Consider the following 17,456-nt stretch of genomic DNA (forward strand, 5'->3'; position numbering starts at 1 on the left):
GGTACCAGGTTGAGGCTTCCATCGTACTCCAAGTCTGAGTTAAGTAACTTAAATTACAATTTAAGCCGGTGCAGACTGGCAGAAACTACAATTTCTAGGGGCCCAAAGGCAGTTAAGAAATTGATAGGGGCTAAAATCAGTTTATTCTCAAGCTCATGAATTTGGGCTGGCGAATCATATATCTTCAGAATGTTTTTACACAAACTATTTCGATATGATCAGCAGTTTCTCCGAACCCATTTATTGCCCGAATCTTAGCTGTCCCGATCCACGCAATACCTTTGGCCGCCAGCACTGTGCAGCGTGCGAAACGGATTTAATTTATCGCTATGTGTGGGTGGTGGGGCAAGCAGCCGAGGAAGTGCCGACGGGTAAGGTAATAGCCGATCGATACTTTGTCATTGCACCCCAAATCTGGCTCGACAGCCGTCCAGCTTTGCCTCCGAGCGTCCCGGAACAACTGCCGGATACGATTATGCCTTACCTGCATTTGTATCCCCAACGGCTGCATACGCCGGAAGTATACGGTTTTTGTTCCCTGGGGGAAGCACCGGAAGCGACAGAAGTGCTGTTGTTGCAAAATGTGCCCATCAATAATTTCGGCAGCCTGTATCCTTCTATTTTACAAGCTTGGTCTGGGACAACCGCCACGCGCCAAGTTTACTGGCTGTGGCAAATGCTCCAACTGTGGACGCCGCTGTCGGAACAGGGAGTCGCTTCGAGTTTGCTGGTACCGGAAAATTTGCGGGTGGAAGGTTGGCGGGTACGCCTGCTGGAACTGCACCGGGGCAATTTTGTACCGACGCTGCGGGATTTGGGAGATGTGTGGTCAGGTTTGGTGGAATCAGCGCAACCCGAGGTGCAGGCGAAACTCGGAGAGATTTGTCAGTTTATGCGCCGCAGCAGCATGAATTTCGACGCGATCGCCCTGGAACTAAACGATTTATTATTAGAACAAGCCGCTCAATTGCCTCTGCATTTAGAAGTAGTCGGCATGACTGATACCGGGCCACAGCGCTCCCAAAATGAAGACAGTTGCTATCCGGTTGCTGCTGATTTTCAATTTAGCAAAACTTCAGGGGGCGAGAAACTAATTCCTTACTTGACAATGGTTTGCGACGGGGTTGGAGGCCACGAAGGAGGAGAAGTTGCCAGTCAATTAGCCGTGCAGTCCCTGAAAGCTTTAATCCAAAATTTGCTCGCAGAAATTGCTCAACAAGAAGAATTGATGACGCCAACAATGGTCATCAAGCAACTTGAAGAAATAGTCAGAGTTGTGAATAATGTGATTTCCGCTCAAAATAATGAGCAGGGAAAAGAGTTGCGGCAACGGATGGGGACGACTTTGGTGATGGCCCTCCAGTTGCCTCAAAAAGTGAAAATTTCCGAGGATTTGCCCTCGAATAACAGCCACGAACTTTATTTAGTCAATGTTGGAGACAGCCGCGCTTATTGGATTGGCAAAAATTACTGTCACCGGCTGACTGTGGACGACGACGTAGCCTCAAGGGAAGTCCAGCTAGGACATTGTTTGTACTGGGAGACTCAACTGCGATCCGATGCGGGAGCCCTGACTCAAGCTTTGGGCACGCGGGATGCCGATTTCCTGCGCCCGACGATTCAGCGATTTATTGTCGAAGAGGAAGGCTTACTGCTGCTGTGTTCCGACGGTTTGAGCGACAACGACTGGGTAGAGAAATCTTGGGAGAATTATGGCCCAGAGGTGCTTGAGGGCAAAATGTCTTTGGAAGCGGCAGTTCAGTCTTGGATTCGTCTCGCCAACGAGAAAAATGGTTATGACAACACCTCCGTGGTAGCGACTCACTGTCGGATGTCGCCGGAGAGATTGGTACTGTTTGATCCGGCGGTGGCCTCAGCGCCGGCGTCAGCGCCAGTGTCAGCCTCGGTGTCGCTGCCGCCTTCCCTCGTCGCTGCGTCTCTCCAGAAGTCCGGGAGGATTCCAGAATCTCAGCTTTCAGAATCGTCCAAACAGTTGTTGTACCCCGAAACTTCCCCCGCCCCGGAACCAGTTCAAAAACGGCGCTCCAAGCTGCCGCTGCCCCTACTGGGGGTGTTGGGGCTGATATTAGCCGGCGGCGGTTTAGGTTTGTGGGTGCAAAGCCTCCAAAGCCCGCAGCCAGATCCCGCACAACTTCCACCACCGCCGGAAACTCCCGCCCCAAGTCCTTCGGAGAGTCCCTCGCCCGGGGCCGAGAGTCCCTCGCCGTCGCCCGAATCGACTCCTGCGGAAATTCCGCCGCCCGATAGCGAGAGTCCCTCGCCGTCGCCGGAATCGACTCCTGCGGAAATTCCGCTGCCCGATAGCGAGAGTCCCTCGCCGTCGCCGGAATCGACTCCTGCGGAAATTGCGCCGCCCGAAGAAGCGGAAACTCCTTTGCCATCAGCGGAGTAAGCGAGAGTCTCTCGCCGTCGCCCCAATCGACTTTTGAGCTTACAAAATAATGCTTCGAGCGTCGCAGCTCTCTACTATCCCAATTCGGGAAAACTTTTCCAGTGTAAATGGAATGATTTCTGGTAGAGGTTGTTGATTTACAGCATATTCCATGTAGATGTAGATCGCGAGAAACCGGGTTTTTTGAACAGAATCAGTAAGGATGCGAGAACTATAAAGAAACCTGGTTTCTGGGGTGTACTTCATAAACCTGGAATACGCTGTATATAAATCACACTTCACAGAGGAGCATCTCACTTTTGCAGCAAAGCTAGAAATTAAAGTTTTGAGGCAGAAGGAAGGAGCCAGAAGAAGTGTTTTTACAAATATGAGATGCTTCCATCACAGTTAATGATTTTGTATCATAGTCCGCTTGCAGAAACAAGATTGCTAAAAAGTCAGCCATCACTACAAAAAGTAGTTAAAAATGCTTAATAATCTCCATGCCGCTAACAATTAGCGATTAGGAACTAACAACATAAGCTTTTTTATATTGACCACGAATTTCTTGATGGTACCCGCCACGTGATTTATCCGTGGAATCAATCCCAAATCGAAAATCGAAAATCCTCAAGCCCCCGCATTTATCCGTGGGGTCAATCGAAAATCTAAAATCTAAAATCTAAAATCGATTGACGGCGCACAATTTATTAACTATAATTACCAGGCTAAAAATAACAAAAATCTTACGCCTAACAGTTTTTCTCAAATAACCGTTAAACTATTCTAACGTTTGCGCGTACCCAACCTCGCAGGCACAACCTATATCTGTTAAGGATTCGTCCTGATTCACAGGAGCAAGATTTTAAAATATGCATCTCAGCGAACTGACTCACCCAAACCAATTACACGGCCTCTCGATTCATCAACTCGAACAAATTGCCCGACAAATTCGAGAAAAGCATTTAGAAACTGTAGCCGCTAGCGGCGGCCACCTCGGCCCAGGATTGGGTGTAGTCGAACTGACCTTAGCACTCTACCAAACACTCGACCTCGATCGCGACAAAGTTACCTGGGATGTCGGCCACCAAGCTTATCCTCACAAATTAATCACCGGCCGCTACAACCAATTCCACACCCTACGCCAAAAAGACGGCGTTGCAGGCTATCTCAAGCGCTGCGAGAGCAAATTTGACCACTTCGGTGCAGGTCACGCTTCCACAAGCATTTCCGCAGCGTTAGGAATGGCAATGGCGCGCGACCTCAAGGGGGAAAACTTTAAAACTGTAGCAGTCATCGGCGACGGCGCATTGACTGGCGGCATGGCACTCGAAGCCATCAACCACGCGGGCCATATGCCGAAAACCAATTTGTTAGTTGTGCTCAACGACAACGAGATGTCAATCTCGCCCAACGTCGGCGCAATTACGCGGTATTTGAACAAGATGCGATTGTCGCCACCGGTGCAGTTTCTCAAAGATAACTTAGAGGAACAATTCAAACACATTCCCTTTGTCGGCGAAACTTTTACTCCAGAAATGGAACGCCTCAAAGAAGGGATGAAACGCTTGGCTGTCTCGAAAGTTGGAGCAGTAATTGAAGAATTGGGCTTTACTTACATGGGCCCGGTAGATGGACACAATTTGGAAGAGTTAATTGCCACTTTCAAACAAGCTCATACCATCCAAGGGCCGGTGTTGGTTCACGTTGTGACGGTGAAAGGCAAAGGATATGCGATCGCCGAAAAAGACCAAGTAGGATATCACGCCCAAAATCCCTTTAACTTAGCCACAGGCAAAGGCATTCCTTCCACCAAACCCAAGCCTCCAGCTTACTCGAAAGTCTTTGCCCACGCCCTGGTCAAGCTAGCAGAAGATAATCCCAAAATTGTCGGCATTACCGCTGCAATGGCAACCGGAACAGGTCTGGATAAACTTCATGAAAAACTGCCTAAACAGTACATTGATGTCGGGATTGCCGAACAGCACGCCGTGACTTTATCCGCTGGTTTAGCCTGCGAAGGAATGCGCCCGGTTGTGGCAATTTACTCGACATTTGTGCAGCGAGGCTATGACCAAATAATTCACGATGTTTGCATCCAAAATTTGCCAGTTTTCTTCTGTTTGGATCGCGCCGGCATTGTCGGTGCTGACGGCCCCACTCACCAAGGGATGTACGACATTGCCTTCTTGCGGTGCCTGCCAAATATGGTAGTTATGGCACCAAAAGATGAGGCAGAATTGCAGCGGATGATCGTCACGGGAATCAACCACACCAGCGGCCCGATCACGATGCGTTACCCGCGCGGCAACGGTTACGGCGTGCCTTTGATGGAGGAAGGTTGGGAAGAATTGCCGATCGGCAAAGCCGAAATTCTCCGCAACGGTGACGATGTGCTGATCTTGGGTTACGGTTCAATGGTTTATCCGGCAATGCAAACTGCCGAGATGCTGAGCGAGCACGGTATTGAAGCAACTGTGATCAATGCGCGTTTTGTCAAGCCTTTGGACACCGAATTAATCTTGCCTTTAGCACAGCGAATCGGCAAAGTTGTCACAATGGAAGAAGGCTGTTTGATGGGTGGCTTCGGTTCCGCAGTTGCTGAATCTTTGCTCGACAATAATGTTCTCGTGCCACTGATGCGGCTGGGCGTACCGGATACATTAGTAGATCATGCAACGCCAGAGCAATCATTTGCAAGTTTAGGATTAACTCCATCGCAAATGTGCGATCGTATCTTAGCAACATTCAGCCGCAAACAATCTCCTGTTAGCGTGTAAATAGCTAGAATTGTAGGGTGCGCCTAGCGCACCTTACTCTTCGACATCCGATCTATGACAGTAAAAGAGGAGCATGATTGAAGGAAGATTTGAGGATAAGGGAGAAAAAACAATGACTAACGTGAAACCCAATCGTACCGTGCGGCGGGGAAGATTGTTCCCCGAAATTCAGTGGTCAGAAGAAAAAAAAGCCCATTGGCGCGCTGAAAGAGTGGCATTTCGCAAGCGTTGCAAAGTAATTTTCGATCGCCTTAAACCCGATTTAATTGACACTCACTACAACTGGTACATGGCGGTTGAACCTGATAGCGGGGAATATTTTATCGACAAGGATGATATGGCGGCTACCAAAATGTGCCGCCAGAAACATCCAAATGCTATCCCCTACCTTTTCCGCATCAACAATACAGGAGCGTGCGGCTCAATATGATTGAAGGAAGATTTGGTGATGAGGACGAGCTATTTTTTGAAGTTGAATTGATTTCTAATAACGGCGTAGAATTACCTGTTGATGCTCTGCTAGATACAGGTTTTTCTGGCTGGCTAGCAATGGACGAGCAAGATTTCGAGGGACTTGATTGGATTTATATTAGGCGACAAGAAATGCGGACAGCAAAGGGAGAATTTGATTTCGATCTTTATGCAGGAAAAGTACGCATAGATGAGCAAGAATTTGACATTCCCGTTCATGTGGGTGACCGAGTACCGGAAATTTTAATCGGTCGCCAGTGGCTGAAAACTCGGCGGTTAGTAGTTGATATGTCAGCGGGTATTTTGACATTGGGAGCGATTTAAAAGCAAGATGACTTTAAAAAGTTTTGACATAGTAATAGTCGGAGCAGGCCCAGCAGGCGGTCACTGCGCGAGAATCCTAGCCAAATCCGGCCACAAAGTCTTGCTGGCAGAGCAAAACGACAATTTTTATAAAAATGACTTTTCTAGCGCCGCTACACCTCTAGAAACTCTCTCTAAATTCGATTTACCTGAATCCGTTATCGGCAGTTTTTGGCACAAACTTACTATTGAAACTAGCAAAGTCAGTCAAACTTGGGAGTCTCCCGAAAGCTTGGGAGTTGTTCTCAATTTTGCTAAATTTAGAGCATTTTTGGCCAGCGAAGTTGAGCGATTTGGCGGTGAAGTTTGGCTTGGTTATCGCTACACTGGACATTCACAAAGCAAGGGCGAAACAACAGTAGAATTTAAACAGTTATCCGACGGTCAAATTATCAAAGTTAGCACTAAAGTATTGGTTGATGCTACTGGCTTTGCTAGGGCAATTATGTACGAAAAAGAAAATGATAAGCCTGATTTTTTGTCGGGAACCGGAATCGAATATTTGATTGAAGTAGAGCCAGAAGTTTACAATAAATACAGCGATGATTTAATCTTATTTGTGGGCGATAAATGGATGCCTAAAGGTTATTCTTGGATATTTCCCATGGAACACAATAGGCTGAAAGTTGGTGCTGCCCGCATTTTTTTAGAGCAGAAAACACTGAGGCATTTGTCACCGCTGAAAAAATATATTGATTTACTGATTGATGAATATCTAAAGTCTAAAAATTATAAAATTCTTGACAAACACGGTTCCATGCTGAAGTATAGTCGTGGTTTGAAGGATATTTATTGCAAGGATAATATAATTGCGATCGGCGATAGTGTTTCGACAGTAAATTTTTTGGGTGGCGAAGGGATTAGACACGGGATGGATGGTGCCCAAATCGCGGGGAAATATATTCAAAGGTATTTGGAGGGGAAAATCTCAGATTTTCGGGATTATGAGACGGAAATGCACCGCAAGTTTGATCAGAAATGGCATATTTCGGAAAGGTTGGCGGTGAGAAAGTATATCGATGATGTTAATGATGAGCTGACCGATAAAATAATTTATTATTTAAAGTATATGAAAACTGAAGATGTGATGGATATTTTATTTTATTATAAATTTGAGAAAATTTCCAGAGGGTTAGGCGGTTATTTGCAGAGAAAAATCAAGGAATTGATTAAGAAATTTCACTGGTAAGGTGCGTCCGGTGAGAGATGGTTAGTTGAGGAAAAAATCTCGCTGATTGACGCACATTACTAAGCTAATTTTAAGGCATTTTCGGCGGTGACTTGAATGCGCGGCAGCGACAATAAAGAATCTTCAAAACTGCTCAAATTTAATGTATATGATACACCAAAAGTATATCCACTCGCTCCAATTAAATGCGCTACAATTGGATCGACATCGCCGTAAGGATAGGCAAAACATTTAACAGGTTTCTCTAATTCCCGTTCCAAGATAGCACGGGATTTGGCTGCCTCCCGCACAATTTCTGTCGGCGACAATGCAGTCAAAGGTTGATGAGTAGCAGACATAGAACCGAATTCAATCCCTGCATCCCGCAGTTGCAAAATTTCCGACCATCCCATTAACGGCACTTCTTCAAATTCGGCTTTTTCCCAACTATTTGTCTTTCCTATTGACTCCGCTACGAGAAAAACAGTTGCTGTAAAATCAAACCGTTTTAGCAGAGGCCAAGCATATTGGAAAAAGTCGAGATAGCCGCCGTCAAATGTCATCAATACAGCTTTACCGGGTAAAGGAGTTTTAGCCAGTTTCGCGCTTCGCCAATTTTCCCAACTCGCACTGTAATAACCCAGATTTTTAAGATTGTGTAACTGTTGTTCAAAAATTTGGGGAGTAACTGCGTCTAAACCGTCAGGAGAAATGCGGCGGTAGGAGAGAATCGGGAGTTTTTGTGTAACGCTATGGTTGTCCAAAAATTGAGGTTTCACCGAGTGAGAAACTTCCCGATAAGAAGATTTTGAGCCAATGATTTCCGGTGCGTAAAATACTTGCTTTGGAAACTCGTTTTCTTGGGGAATTTGCATTGTCGGTTCCCCAGCGATTGCTGCGGCTGACTCGATTTCCGGCAGCGCCGCCGCCGGGAGTGAGGCGCGACGGCTGACACTCGTCCCGATCGCACCCGATCGCCTGCCGAACATCACCGCATTTTGGGGGTAAATGCCCCCAGCACCCGGTGCATTCAACCATTCGGGCAAATTAGACCTTTGTTGAGCACAAGAGGCTAAGCGCGCTCGTAGCCATTGCTTACCGTTGAGTGGTTTTCCCAGCAAAGCTTCTCGCACGGCGGCGATGCACAACTCAAAACCCATATTTCGATTAATTGTCGATCGCAATTTTTGAGCCGAAACAAAATTATTTTCCACCGCAACAGTGACAATACCGACAGCAACGCCGCCTACTTTTACCAGCACGTCTATTTCAGAAAGCTCAACTTTTATATTAGCAAATTCCTCGCTAATTTCTAAGACAATCAATTTTTTTTCGATGGTAATTCTTGGAACTTCCTCAGCTATTTCATGCTTGTAGAAATCTTCCAAATGCCAATGCGGACGCCCCCATAATTCTTGCATAAATAGCGTCCAGTCATGTTTAGGGTGCAATGGTTCCAGCAAATTTTCCCACAATTTATTGCCTTTTTCGCAGCGATTGCGTTGAAAGAAGCGATCGAGAATTTGCCAAGCAAACTGGGCTGCAACCGCATCCGCCAACACCGCAGCCGCCACCATGCCATCACAAATCGGCAATTCAATAATACCGAGTTGAATTCCTTCTAGTTGGATCGTACAGCACAGGCGATCGCATATTTGCAAAGCGTAAATATCCGAAATTGGTTCGCTCACTTCCACCGTAACTTTCCAGGCCATTTCAGCGTTGACTCGCTTAACTTTATCTAAAATATATCTGATTTCATTTCGAGTGAAAATTTTATGATATTTGTGAACGTTACTACTTCTGACATCTCTCTCAATTCCTTTGTGCCAAGGTAGATTTAAACTGAGCTTCGCGGCTTTTTCTTGATAATTAACGAGCATTGTGCCGTCATATTCAATGCCCATGAAATTACAAAGCTTTCCTAAAATTTGTGTTTTGTTATCTAAAAGCTCCTCATATTTAACTAATATATGATTGGATTTATTAATGTATTTGTGGCTAGTTAACATCGCGTGTTCCCAGCGATAGATACAGTGGTTTAAATCCCAACCAGCGCCCCACAATTCGTTAAAACTCCTAGTAGCATCATACATAGAAGCTATTGTATCCATACCGTTTCGCAAAATATGTATAAATTTCGCATCCGGCAAAAAGCGCTCTATGTCATCAATAAAATATATGTGTTCCGGCGTTTTTTCCAACCAAATGCTTTTTTTTTGTTCGGCAGCCAAACCATCCAAAACTCTCACAAACCAACTAGCTTTAGCTTCCACAGTTTGGCTGTCATCAAAATCTTTCAAAAGTTCAGGACGTTTAATCTCATCCTTAAAAAAAGCTTCCATTCTACCTGGCAACTTTCCCGCAAACTGATCGTATAGCAAATAGTGAAAAAACTTAGATTCCGGAAAAGAAATAACTTCGGGATGAGCAGCTAATAAGCTTTGAAGAATTGTCGTGCCACTGCGAGGCGAGCCTAGGAGAAATATGCGTTTCATAACATTTTGCAATTCTAATTAACTCTAGATTTTGAGGGGGGTTGGGTTTCGTTCTCGGAACCCAACCTGCCAATTCTAACTCCAAGTAAAATCCTGTTTTAACAAATCAGACAGTTCATGATTATAAGGTTTGAAATAATCTGTCAGTTGTTGTTCGATTGCTGCTGGTATTTTGCTGTACTCCTCGATCGTATTAATCTCATATTGTTTACTTGCGATCGCACTAATATCCAAGAAATCTAACACTTCCGAAAAAACTTTATCGGTATTTGCCTCGAAATCTTCGCTCTTGAGAATTAGCAACTGTTCCCTCGGAAAATAATCGAGCCAATTCCTGATTTGTTCAACATAAATCCCTCGCGACAAATACGAATAATGTTGGTGGTTGAAACTGTAATAATCTTTATCGGCTTTGATCTTTTCAATTTCACCTTTTAGGCGATCGGGTTCGGAAGCGATCGCCTTTTCAAAATCCAGCTTTTCGCAGCCTATCGCCACTTCTAAATGATAGTGCAGCCAAGCTCGTTTTACCGGGTTTCGCAGCATTACAATTAGCTTAACATCCGGGAAACACTTGTAAACCCGCTCGGCCACCAACGGATGATAAATATAGTAAGGAGTCATTTCCCACAGCAACACCTTTTCACCCGCCACACTGCGCGTCAACTGCTTGCTGTACCAATCAACGCCCCGCTCAAAATTCAAATCAAAAAAGTGAATGTTGCGGGAACCATCTTTGATAATTTGCAAGTGATTTGCGAGATAGCCGGATAGAGGTTCCGTGCCGCACTTTTGAGCGCCAATAATTAAAAAGTCTGGTTCCTGCTTATTTTTCAACTGAGTCGAAATCTGGGCATAGGCGGGATTATCCTTATTCAATGCGTGAACTTTCTCGGCTGGTTCTGGTAAATCCGCAACCTGCATTTGGCCATCAAATTCCCAGTGGTAGGGCGGACAAAGAATCGTTTTTTGGCTTACAGTCGATCGCACGTACAGCGGATAAAGATGCCAATGATAATCGTAGGCGTAAGCCAAACTCTTCTCGTAAACCCCAGCATTCACGTAATACTGACCATTGCCTAAATCTAACCTGTCTACGTGCAGGCGGATTGTGCCTTTACCTTCCGCCAGCGGCAGCAATCTGCCCATTTGATTAGTATTAGTCTCAAAACAACTTTGACCGTCTTCCCGGCTAATTGTCACGCCAAAAATAGCAGCAGAAATGGGCTTCGGTACAGAATAATGGATTTCCACAGTAATAGGATCGCCACTGTTTATCTCATCATCCGGCAACACTTTAACATCCGTAATTTCTACTTCCAAAGAACCGAAGCGATTGTCATTGACTCGCAGTTGCGAACCCATACTCGTCACTTCAGGAGGACGCATGGGAGTGCGTTGTTCGGTTGCTGGGCGCATTTCCGACAAATACTGACCGACTACCACTTCCGGTTCCCCGTAAGCCACTATTTCACCTGATTTCAGCCACAAAGCCCGATCGCACAGTTTATGAATTTGCGCCGCGTTGTGAGAAATCAAAACAATCGCACATCCTTGATTCTTAAACTCCGTGATTCTGTTCAAACATTTAGTTTGAAAAGCCACATCACCAACCGACAAATGTTCATCAACTAACAGCACTTCTGGATCGGTGTGCACCGCCACCGAAAAAGCCAGCCGCATTTGCATCCCGGTACTGTAAGTCCGCAGCGGACTATCAATAAACTGTTGCAATTCCGCAAATTCAACAATATCATCAAACCTGCGGGCCACTTCCCGACGAGTCAAACCGGCCACCACCGCACCCACAAACACATTTTCTCTGCCCGTTAAATCCCAGTGAAAACCCGCACCCAAATCCAACAAACCGCCAATTCTACCATTAACTTCAATAGTTCCTTCTTGAGCATGACCGATACCGCCAACAAGTTGCAGCAGCGTCGATTTTCCCGCGCCATTCTTGCCGAGAATTCCCAGCATTTCGCCGGGAGAAACAGTGAAATTGATATCCCGCAGTGCCCAAAAACGCGCCTGCGGTTTCATCTGCCGAAAACCCGCCAAAGCGGCCTGCATAATCGTATAAGGTCGATCGGCAGAGTAGCGGTTGAAACGTTTCCCCAAACCCTTGACAACAATAGCGTGACGCATTTACAATTCCTCCACAAAAGTATTGCTTTGCCGTCTAAAAATTCCCAGTCCGATCGGCAAAAGAGCAGCCACAACCAAGCTAACAATTAACAGCGCCAGCCAATCCGGCTGCGTACCTTTGAGCAGAATGGCGCGGTAAGCTCCAAGCAGTGGCACCATAGGATTTAACTGATAAAAAGGCTGAAATTCTTTCGGGACGCTGTTGAGGTCGTAGAAAATCGGAGTCAGGTAAAACAGCATCTGCAAAACTACGCCCAAAGTGTGCTGAGTATCGCGAAAAGTGACATTCAAAGCGGCGAGGGGATAAGCCAAACTTACTGTCAAAATAAACTGAATAACCATCAGCAGCGGCAACACTAACAGCACGGCACTCGGCTGAACGCCATCAATTGCCAGAAAGATAATTAACACCGGCAAAGCTAACAGAAAGTGAATTAGCCCCGTCATAGTCGTGACTACCGGCAAAATTGCCGTGGGGAAATTCGGCTGTCTGATTAGCGCTTTATTGTTGGTAATTAATCCCGTTGCTTGAAATAATGCGGTTTGAGACCAACTCCAGATTAACAAACCGCTGAAAGCAAAGGAAGAAAATTGCGGAACGTTAATCGGTACAACAGAACGAAACACAAAGGAAAATACAGCTAACTGCAACAGCGGATTGATTAAAGTCCAAGCAATCCCCAAAGCCGATCGCTTGTAAAGTAATTTCATATCGCGATCGACCAACACCCGCAGCAAATCGAAGAAATGAGCGATTTTGCGCCTGTTAATCAGCTTTGGAACACTTCTCATCGGACACCTCCGGCAACTTCCTGCGGTTCCGACTGTAGTTGCTCTTCCGGCTCAATCTCAGCTAACTGCTGCGCCTGCAACTGCGCTTTTCTGTAAGCAAAAGGACTGTCGAGAGCTCCCAGCAACTCGCTGACTACCAACTTGCGCGGCAGCAAACCCGGAGATCCCAAGCGCCGCACCAGCCACCAACCAAGCCACTGAAACATAGCAAATTTCCAAATTTCCCAGCGCGGCACAGTGCGGTTGCGATAGCACGTGATTACATAAGCCCCAAAACCGCGCCCGTTATCCTGCAACTGTCGGCTCAAAGCATCGGCGCTGCGCCGGTGCAAGTGCCACACAAAAGCTCTCGGCTCATAAAAAGTCGAGTATCCATTCGCCAAAATCCGATGAAACATCTCAATATCCCCACCACCGCGAGTCGCAGTCCCCACATCGAGAGCAACGTCAAAATTGCCCACAGCCTCGAAAACTTGCCGCCGGAAAGCCATATTCGCCCCCACGCCGTATTTGCTCGCCCACAGCAACTCCCGCACAGAAAGCTTGCTACCGTTGGTTTTGTGGCTGTCGAGGTGTTGCAGCATTCCGCCATATATCAGTTCAAATTGCTGTTGTGGCAAGGTTTCCAGTTCGGCTGCCGCCACTAAACCGCTCACGGCCATAATTTCTGGGTCAGCAAACGCCGAAGCAATACCCCGCAGCCAACCGCGATCGGGCCGCACGTCGTCGTCAGTAAAAGCAATAATCTCATGCCGCGCTTCAGCGATCCCGCGATTGCGCGCCCAGTCCAATCCTGGCCGTTCTTCCTTGACGTAGCGTACAGGCAAACGCGCGACTAATTCAGCGGTGCTGCTGCTTGCAGGAGCGTTGTCTATAACGATAATTTCGCGGTGGGGATAGTCGAGGGCGAGCAGAGCTTCCAGAGCGCCTTTGAGCAAATCTGTGCGATCGCGCGTGCAGATGACAACGCTAATTGACGGCAGGTCGCGATCCGCCACTGCTTCAGAAACAGCGCCGAACTCCTCTCCTAAAGTCGATCGCACCAACTCTTTTCCTAACTGATCCACAATTGTTTGTCGCACTCGCTCCGCGGAAATTGTTTGTTCCCAGGGATTGTTACTAACATAAGCCCAGCCCAGAGGCCGTCCCCGGTAGCGAACTAAAATCCGAACTCCTTCGTATTGTTCGAGTTGCCGAATCGGATTAATCTGTTCGGCAAACTCAATCTCCATCACTTTTATTGCCATAACTTGCTCCTGAAAATTTTGCAGCGGGCACTAGATAGAAAAGTTTTGACTTGGGACTTTTAAGTTTGGGGTGGCAATTTTCCAATTTCCCAACTTTTGAGGTTTGAGTTTTTGGTTTAACTTCCCCGAATTTAGTAGATATGCACGAAAAAAAATATCTTCTAGGGGCTAGTTTAGCTAAGCATAACGAGATCTAAGCGAGAAGATGAAGGCACTCACCTGCCCGAATCCTGTAATTTTTATTTGCACCTATTTACTTAGCTCTTAATTGCTAACTCGTAAGTTTCAAAAGCAACTAAAGGTTTTTCTTCAAGCGTTTCAGCACTGCGGGGCATACCGTTAACCGCGATCGCCCCAGCCAGCGGTTGAGCAAAGTGAAGCGCCAGAATCGATCGCAAGTGAGCGCCCCGCAGAGGTTCCGCCCCCGCTTGCGGAAAAATATGGCCGACTGTTAGTTGGTCGTAATACAGGTAAACCCCAGCCGGTCGTTCCGCGTCCAGCAGACTTTCTGCCGCTTCCCAACCTTGCTGCAAATCAATGTTAATTTCATGTCCGCCCAAATCAGAACGGGCCGGGCCCCCTTGCATAAAACTAGAAATAGCAGAGCGACTTTTTAGCTCATCAATCACACCCCGCAAATACCAATAACCGCGCAATTTTGCCCGCAACCACCGCCAAGTTTCCCGCATCCCCAAGCTTTCGAGCAAATCCAGAGATTTCCTGCCTCCCACAGCCAGCCAATCCATAACCGCCGGCCAGAAAAACGTGAGCGCCACCACAATCTTGTCTACCAAAAAATAAGGAGTTTCGTAGTCTTTTATGTGCAGCGTCGGTCTGAGTTCCGGGTGTCGGCGGCCGATCAAAACATCCGATCGCCCTTCCTGACGAGACCGGCGGAAAGAGCGATCGAGATTGTTAGTTTCGTGTTCGTAATGATAGCCCACAGCATCCTCCGCTAAAGCAAAAGGTACATCAGCTTTCAGCAAACGCAGCCCAAACTCGTAATCTTCCCCGCCGCAGTTCCCGAAAGCCGAATCAAAGCCTTCGACCCGAGCAAACAGTTCTGCATCCAAAGAAAGGTTGCCGCTGAGCAAATCTTGATAAGTAAATCGGTGATCAGGTTGGCTCATCTGATAAAACTTCTCTTCCCACCACGAGCGCACTTCCACGTCAAAAAACCTAGTTCCTCCGTGCAACTTAGGCGGATAGGGCCCCATGACAGCCGCTCCCGGACGCAAAGAGTGAACCTGCGCGTGGCTTTCCACCAAAGGCGGCAGCGCTTCGATGTCGTCGTCGAGAAACAGCAGCAATTGCCCGGTAGCCGAAGCAGCTCCTGTATTGCGGGCGATGGCAGCGCTCCGGCAATTTACCTCGATCACCTGCAGTTTAAACTGAGCTTTGTAGTCTTGTAGCATTGCCAAAGTATCGTCAATGCAGCTATCTGCCACTACAATAACTTCCAGCAGGTCGATCGGATAAGTCTGCGAGTGCAAAGCATCAAGAGCGCGCCGCAGCGAAGAACTTCGATTGTGGCTCGGAATAATTATGCTAATTGTTGGATTTTCCCTATTCATATTAGATTGGTATTTGGTAATTGGTAATTGGTAATTGGTAGTTGGGGAATTAATATTTGGTATTTGGTATTGGGGAAGTTATAATTTGTGATGAAAATTTCCCACACTCTTACTTCTTCCCTGTCCCATCAATATCCATGTGTTAAATCCCTTAAATCCATTACACTATCCGTTGCCGAACTTCCCTGTTCCTCCTGACTCATGACTAATGACTAATCCCAAAAGCTTAGACCTTAGTTTCATTTCCCAGATTCATTTGTGAGTAAATCTAAAATCTAAAATCTAAAATCGATTAACTTCCCCTTTAACTTCCTGCAACCGCTTGCGAGAATAAAAATAAGCCATCGGCCCGCTAATGCACCCCCGCATTTGAGCCAAAAGTAAATCACTAGGAATACAACCCGGTTGCTTTCGCAAAGAAGCAATTAATTCAGGAATTTGCTTGTAATACAGCCAGGCCCAAGCTAATAGAGGCACACTAAATTCTTTGTTGATTACAAACATCCGCGTCCAGAAAGCATAGACTCCGATTCCGTAGCATCGCAGCAAGTTGCGTAGTTCTTCCCAGGTGCGTCGATGGCGGTGCCAACTCAAGGCCCTCGGTTCGTAGACAATGCGGTAGCCCGATCGCAAAATGCGGGCAAAGAGTTCGCTGTCTGAACCGCACTTAGCGGGCGTGCCCACGCCCAAAGCTTCGTCAAACAGGCCAATGTAGTCGATCAAACTTTTTCGCAAAGCCATACTCGCCGAAACCCCCACTGGAGCTATCATCAGCGGATTGCAGTACGCCCCGTCAACAACTCGGCGCTCGTAGCCCCGCCCGTGGGGGCTGTAGCACTCAAACCATTCTTGCGCTTCGGTTTCCAGTTCCAAGGGCATCACCAGCCCCGTGACGCACATCACTCGCGGATCACTAAAATTCCACAAGAGCGATCGCAGCCAGTTCGGATCGGGAGCAGCATCGTCATCTGTAAACGCTACGAATTCGTGTTTAGCTTCGCGTAAAGCTCGGTTGCGGGCAGCGCTCTCGCCCGCTACATCTTCGCGGACATAGCGGATTTGCGGGTAATTTTTGACCAATTCACTGCTAGCCTCGGTGGCGGGACAATTGTCAATTACCAGGTATTCCTGACCATCATCTGGCAGTAGCATCAGCGCGTCTAGACAGCGCCGCAAATCTTCCGGGCGATCGCGCGTGCAAACTGCTACTGTGGCGAGCGGCAATGCCTCCACCGGCCCCCGCTCATCCCATTCTAGAGTGTCGTAGAGCCAGTTTTTCCACAAGTTGTCACCAGCAGCATTCATCAGTGTTTCCCGTAATTCGTCACCGCCAAAGCGGCCTCCGACTACGGGCAAAAGAGCTTGACCGATCGGTTTTCCGTGCAGTCGAATTAAAATCAAGGCTTTACTGTAACGCTCCTCAACCGTAATTTCTGGCGGGAGTTTGGATATTTCCAGGTCAAGAATAGCTGTTGCCATTTTAGATTTTAGATTTTAGATTGGGAAAAAATCCTAGATACTCCCTATATTACCGGAGGTATTTTAGCAGAAATTGTTTTAGGGGATAGCAACTTCTCAATGCCATACTTGCCGATTGCTGATCGCGAATCAAAGATAAAGCCTCATTGTTTTTATTGCTTTTATTTATTTTTACTTTCAATTACCCGCTGATGTCAAGTTTTTTCCCAACACAACTTTTACCACCGGCAACGATCTCTCGTCGAGGCTTGTGTCAATTGCAGGTGTTATTGGCAGCCGACCGCCACCAAGCCTCGCCATTAATGCCACCTCTAAAAACCAGATTTTTTGACAAAACCCGGTTTGTGCGATCGTTCCTCATTTCAGCTTTAATTGCGATCGGGTACTATTCAAGGGCAATATACCAAACCATTAAGCACTCTCGCAATTCCAACTTTCGCAATTAGGTAGTTATATAGCAATCCCAAACCCGTTGTGAGAATAGAGACCAAGCCCATGAAATACTCTTTTTTGACAATCAAGCCCAATGCTAAGTATAACGGCA

Annotated in this window: 12 protein-coding genes; 6 read left to right on the forward strand and 6 right to left on the reverse strand. The window is 46.9% G+C overall.

The annotated features are described in order from the left end of the window. The first annotated feature begins 214 nt into the window (after positions 1–214). From QUA07_RS06830 to QUA07_RS06850, 5 genes are all read left to right on the forward strand, one after another. A complete protein-coding gene (locus QUA07_RS06830) occupies positions 215–2,413 on the forward strand; it encodes a protein phosphatase 2C domain-containing protein (RefSeq protein ID WP_333323594.1) in 2,199 nt (732 codons plus the stop codon). 851 nt (positions 2,414–3,264) lie between these two features. Then, entirely contained in the window at positions 3,265–5,172 is a 1,908-nt protein-coding gene (gene dxs / locus QUA07_RS06835; protein ID WP_333084635.1) for a 1-deoxy-D-xylulose-5-phosphate synthase, read from the forward strand. 112 nt (positions 5,173–5,284) lie between these two features. Then, positions 5,285–5,602 carry a hypothetical protein gene (locus tag QUA07_RS06840; protein WP_333323595.1) on the forward strand — a complete coding sequence of 106 codons (318 nt, stop codon included), beginning with the start codon at positions 5,285–5,287 and terminating at the stop codon, positions 5,600–5,602. Beyond that, positions 5,599–5,967, forward strand: a complete 369-nt coding sequence (locus QUA07_RS06845; RefSeq protein WP_333323596.1) for an aspartyl protease — start codon at positions 5,599–5,601, stop codon at positions 5,965–5,967. The genes QUA07_RS06840 and QUA07_RS06845 overlap by 4 nt, the downstream gene beginning before the upstream one ends. A 7-nt stretch (positions 5,968–5,974) precedes the next feature. After that, on the forward strand, positions 5,975–7,195 hold the full coding sequence (locus QUA07_RS06850; protein WP_333323597.1) for an NAD(P)/FAD-dependent oxidoreductase: 1,221 nt from the start codon (positions 5,975–5,977) through the stop codon (positions 7,193–7,195). Between the two features lie 59 nt (positions 7,196–7,254). Here the strand turns inward: QUA07_RS06850 and QUA07_RS06855 are convergent, their stop codons facing one another. The 6 genes from QUA07_RS06855 to QUA07_RS06880 all read right to left on the reverse strand — a co-directional run bounded on the left by QUA07_RS06855 (position 7,255) and on the right by QUA07_RS06880 (position 16,912). Then, positions 7,255–9,672, reverse strand: coding sequence for a sulfotransferase (locus tag QUA07_RS06855; protein WP_333323598.1), 2,418 nt, complete (start codon positions 9,670–9,672; stop codon positions 7,255–7,257). A gap of 75 nt (positions 9,673–9,747) precedes the next feature. Next, positions 9,748–11,820 (reverse strand): Wzt carbohydrate-binding domain-containing protein, encoded by a 2,073-nt coding sequence (locus QUA07_RS06860; RefSeq protein ID WP_333323599.1) that lies wholly within the window; start codon positions 11,818–11,820, stop codon positions 9,748–9,750. Continuing rightward, complete coding sequence (locus tag QUA07_RS06865; protein WP_333323601.1) at positions 11,821–12,612, reverse strand: ABC transporter permease; 792 nt, start codon at positions 12,610–12,612, stop codon at positions 11,821–11,823. It lies immediately after the preceding gene. Continuing rightward, the gene (locus QUA07_RS06870) at positions 12,609–13,859 is read right to left on the reverse strand and encodes a glycosyltransferase (protein WP_333323602.1); all 1,251 of its coding nucleotides are present in this window, start codon (positions 13,857–13,859) and stop codon (positions 12,609–12,611) included. Before QUA07_RS06870 ends, QUA07_RS06865 begins: the two co-directional genes overlap by 4 nt. A 257-nt stretch (positions 13,860–14,116) precedes the next feature. Further along, positions 14,117–15,433, reverse strand: coding sequence for a glycosyltransferase family 2 protein (locus QUA07_RS06875; RefSeq protein ID WP_333323604.1), 1,317 nt, complete (start codon positions 15,431–15,433; stop codon positions 14,117–14,119). Between the two features lie 282 nt (positions 15,434–15,715). Next, positions 15,716–16,912, reverse strand: coding sequence for a glycosyltransferase (locus QUA07_RS06880; RefSeq protein ID WP_333323606.1), 1,197 nt, complete (start codon positions 16,910–16,912; stop codon positions 15,716–15,718). A 191-nt stretch (positions 16,913–17,103) separates the two neighbouring features. Between QUA07_RS06880 and QUA07_RS06885 the strand changes: the two genes are divergently transcribed. Next, positions 17,104–17,358: a hypothetical protein gene (locus QUA07_RS06885; protein ID WP_333323608.1), complete on the forward strand. Its 255-nt coding sequence runs from the start codon at positions 17,104–17,106 to the stop codon at positions 17,356–17,358. Positions 17,359–17,456 lie beyond the last annotated feature (98 nt).

This window comes from Microcoleus sp. T3_A4, assembly GCF_036700465.1.
Classification (GTDB): Bacteria; Cyanobacteriota; Cyanobacteriia; order Cyanobacteriales; family Microcoleaceae; genus Microcoleus.

Coding starts and splice junctions, on each gene's coding strand:
- QUA07_RS06830 (WP_333323594.1), top strand. CDS start 215: ATGATCAGCAGTTTCTCCGAACCCATTTATTGCCCGAATCTTAGCTGT.
- dxs (WP_333084635.1), top strand. CDS start 3,265: ATGCATCTCAGCGAACTGACTCACCCAAACCAATTACACGGCCTCTCG.
- QUA07_RS06840 (WP_333323595.1), top strand. CDS start 5,285: ATGACTAACGTGAAACCCAATCGTACCGTGCGGCGGGGAAGATTGTTC.
- QUA07_RS06845 (WP_333323596.1), top strand. CDS start 5,599: ATGATTGAAGGAAGATTTGGTGATGAGGACGAGCTATTTTTTGAAGTT.
- QUA07_RS06850 (WP_333323597.1), top strand. CDS start 5,975: ATGACTTTAAAAAGTTTTGACATAGTAATAGTCGGAGCAGGCCCAGCA.
- QUA07_RS06855 (WP_333323598.1), bottom strand. CDS start 9,672: ATGAAACGCATATTTCTCCTAGGCTCGCCTCGCAGTGGCACGACAATT.
- QUA07_RS06860 (WP_333323599.1), bottom strand. CDS start 11,820: ATGCGTCACGCTATTGTTGTCAAGGGTTTGGGGAAACGTTTCAACCGC.
- QUA07_RS06865 (WP_333323601.1), bottom strand. CDS start 12,612: ATGAGAAGTGTTCCAAAGCTGATTAACAGGCGCAAAATCGCTCATTTC.
- QUA07_RS06870 (WP_333323602.1), bottom strand. CDS start 13,859: ATGGCAATAAAAGTGATGGAGATTGAGTTTGCCGAACAGATTAATCCG.
- QUA07_RS06875 (WP_333323604.1), bottom strand. CDS start 15,433: ATGAATAGGGAAAATCCAACAATTAGCATAATTATTCCGAGCCACAAT.
- QUA07_RS06880 (WP_333323606.1), bottom strand. CDS start 16,912: ATGGCAACAGCTATTCTTGACCTGGAAATATCCAAACTCCCGCCAGAA.
- QUA07_RS06885 (WP_333323608.1), top strand. CDS start 17,104: ATGTCAAGTTTTTTCCCAACACAACTTTTACCACCGGCAACGATCTCT.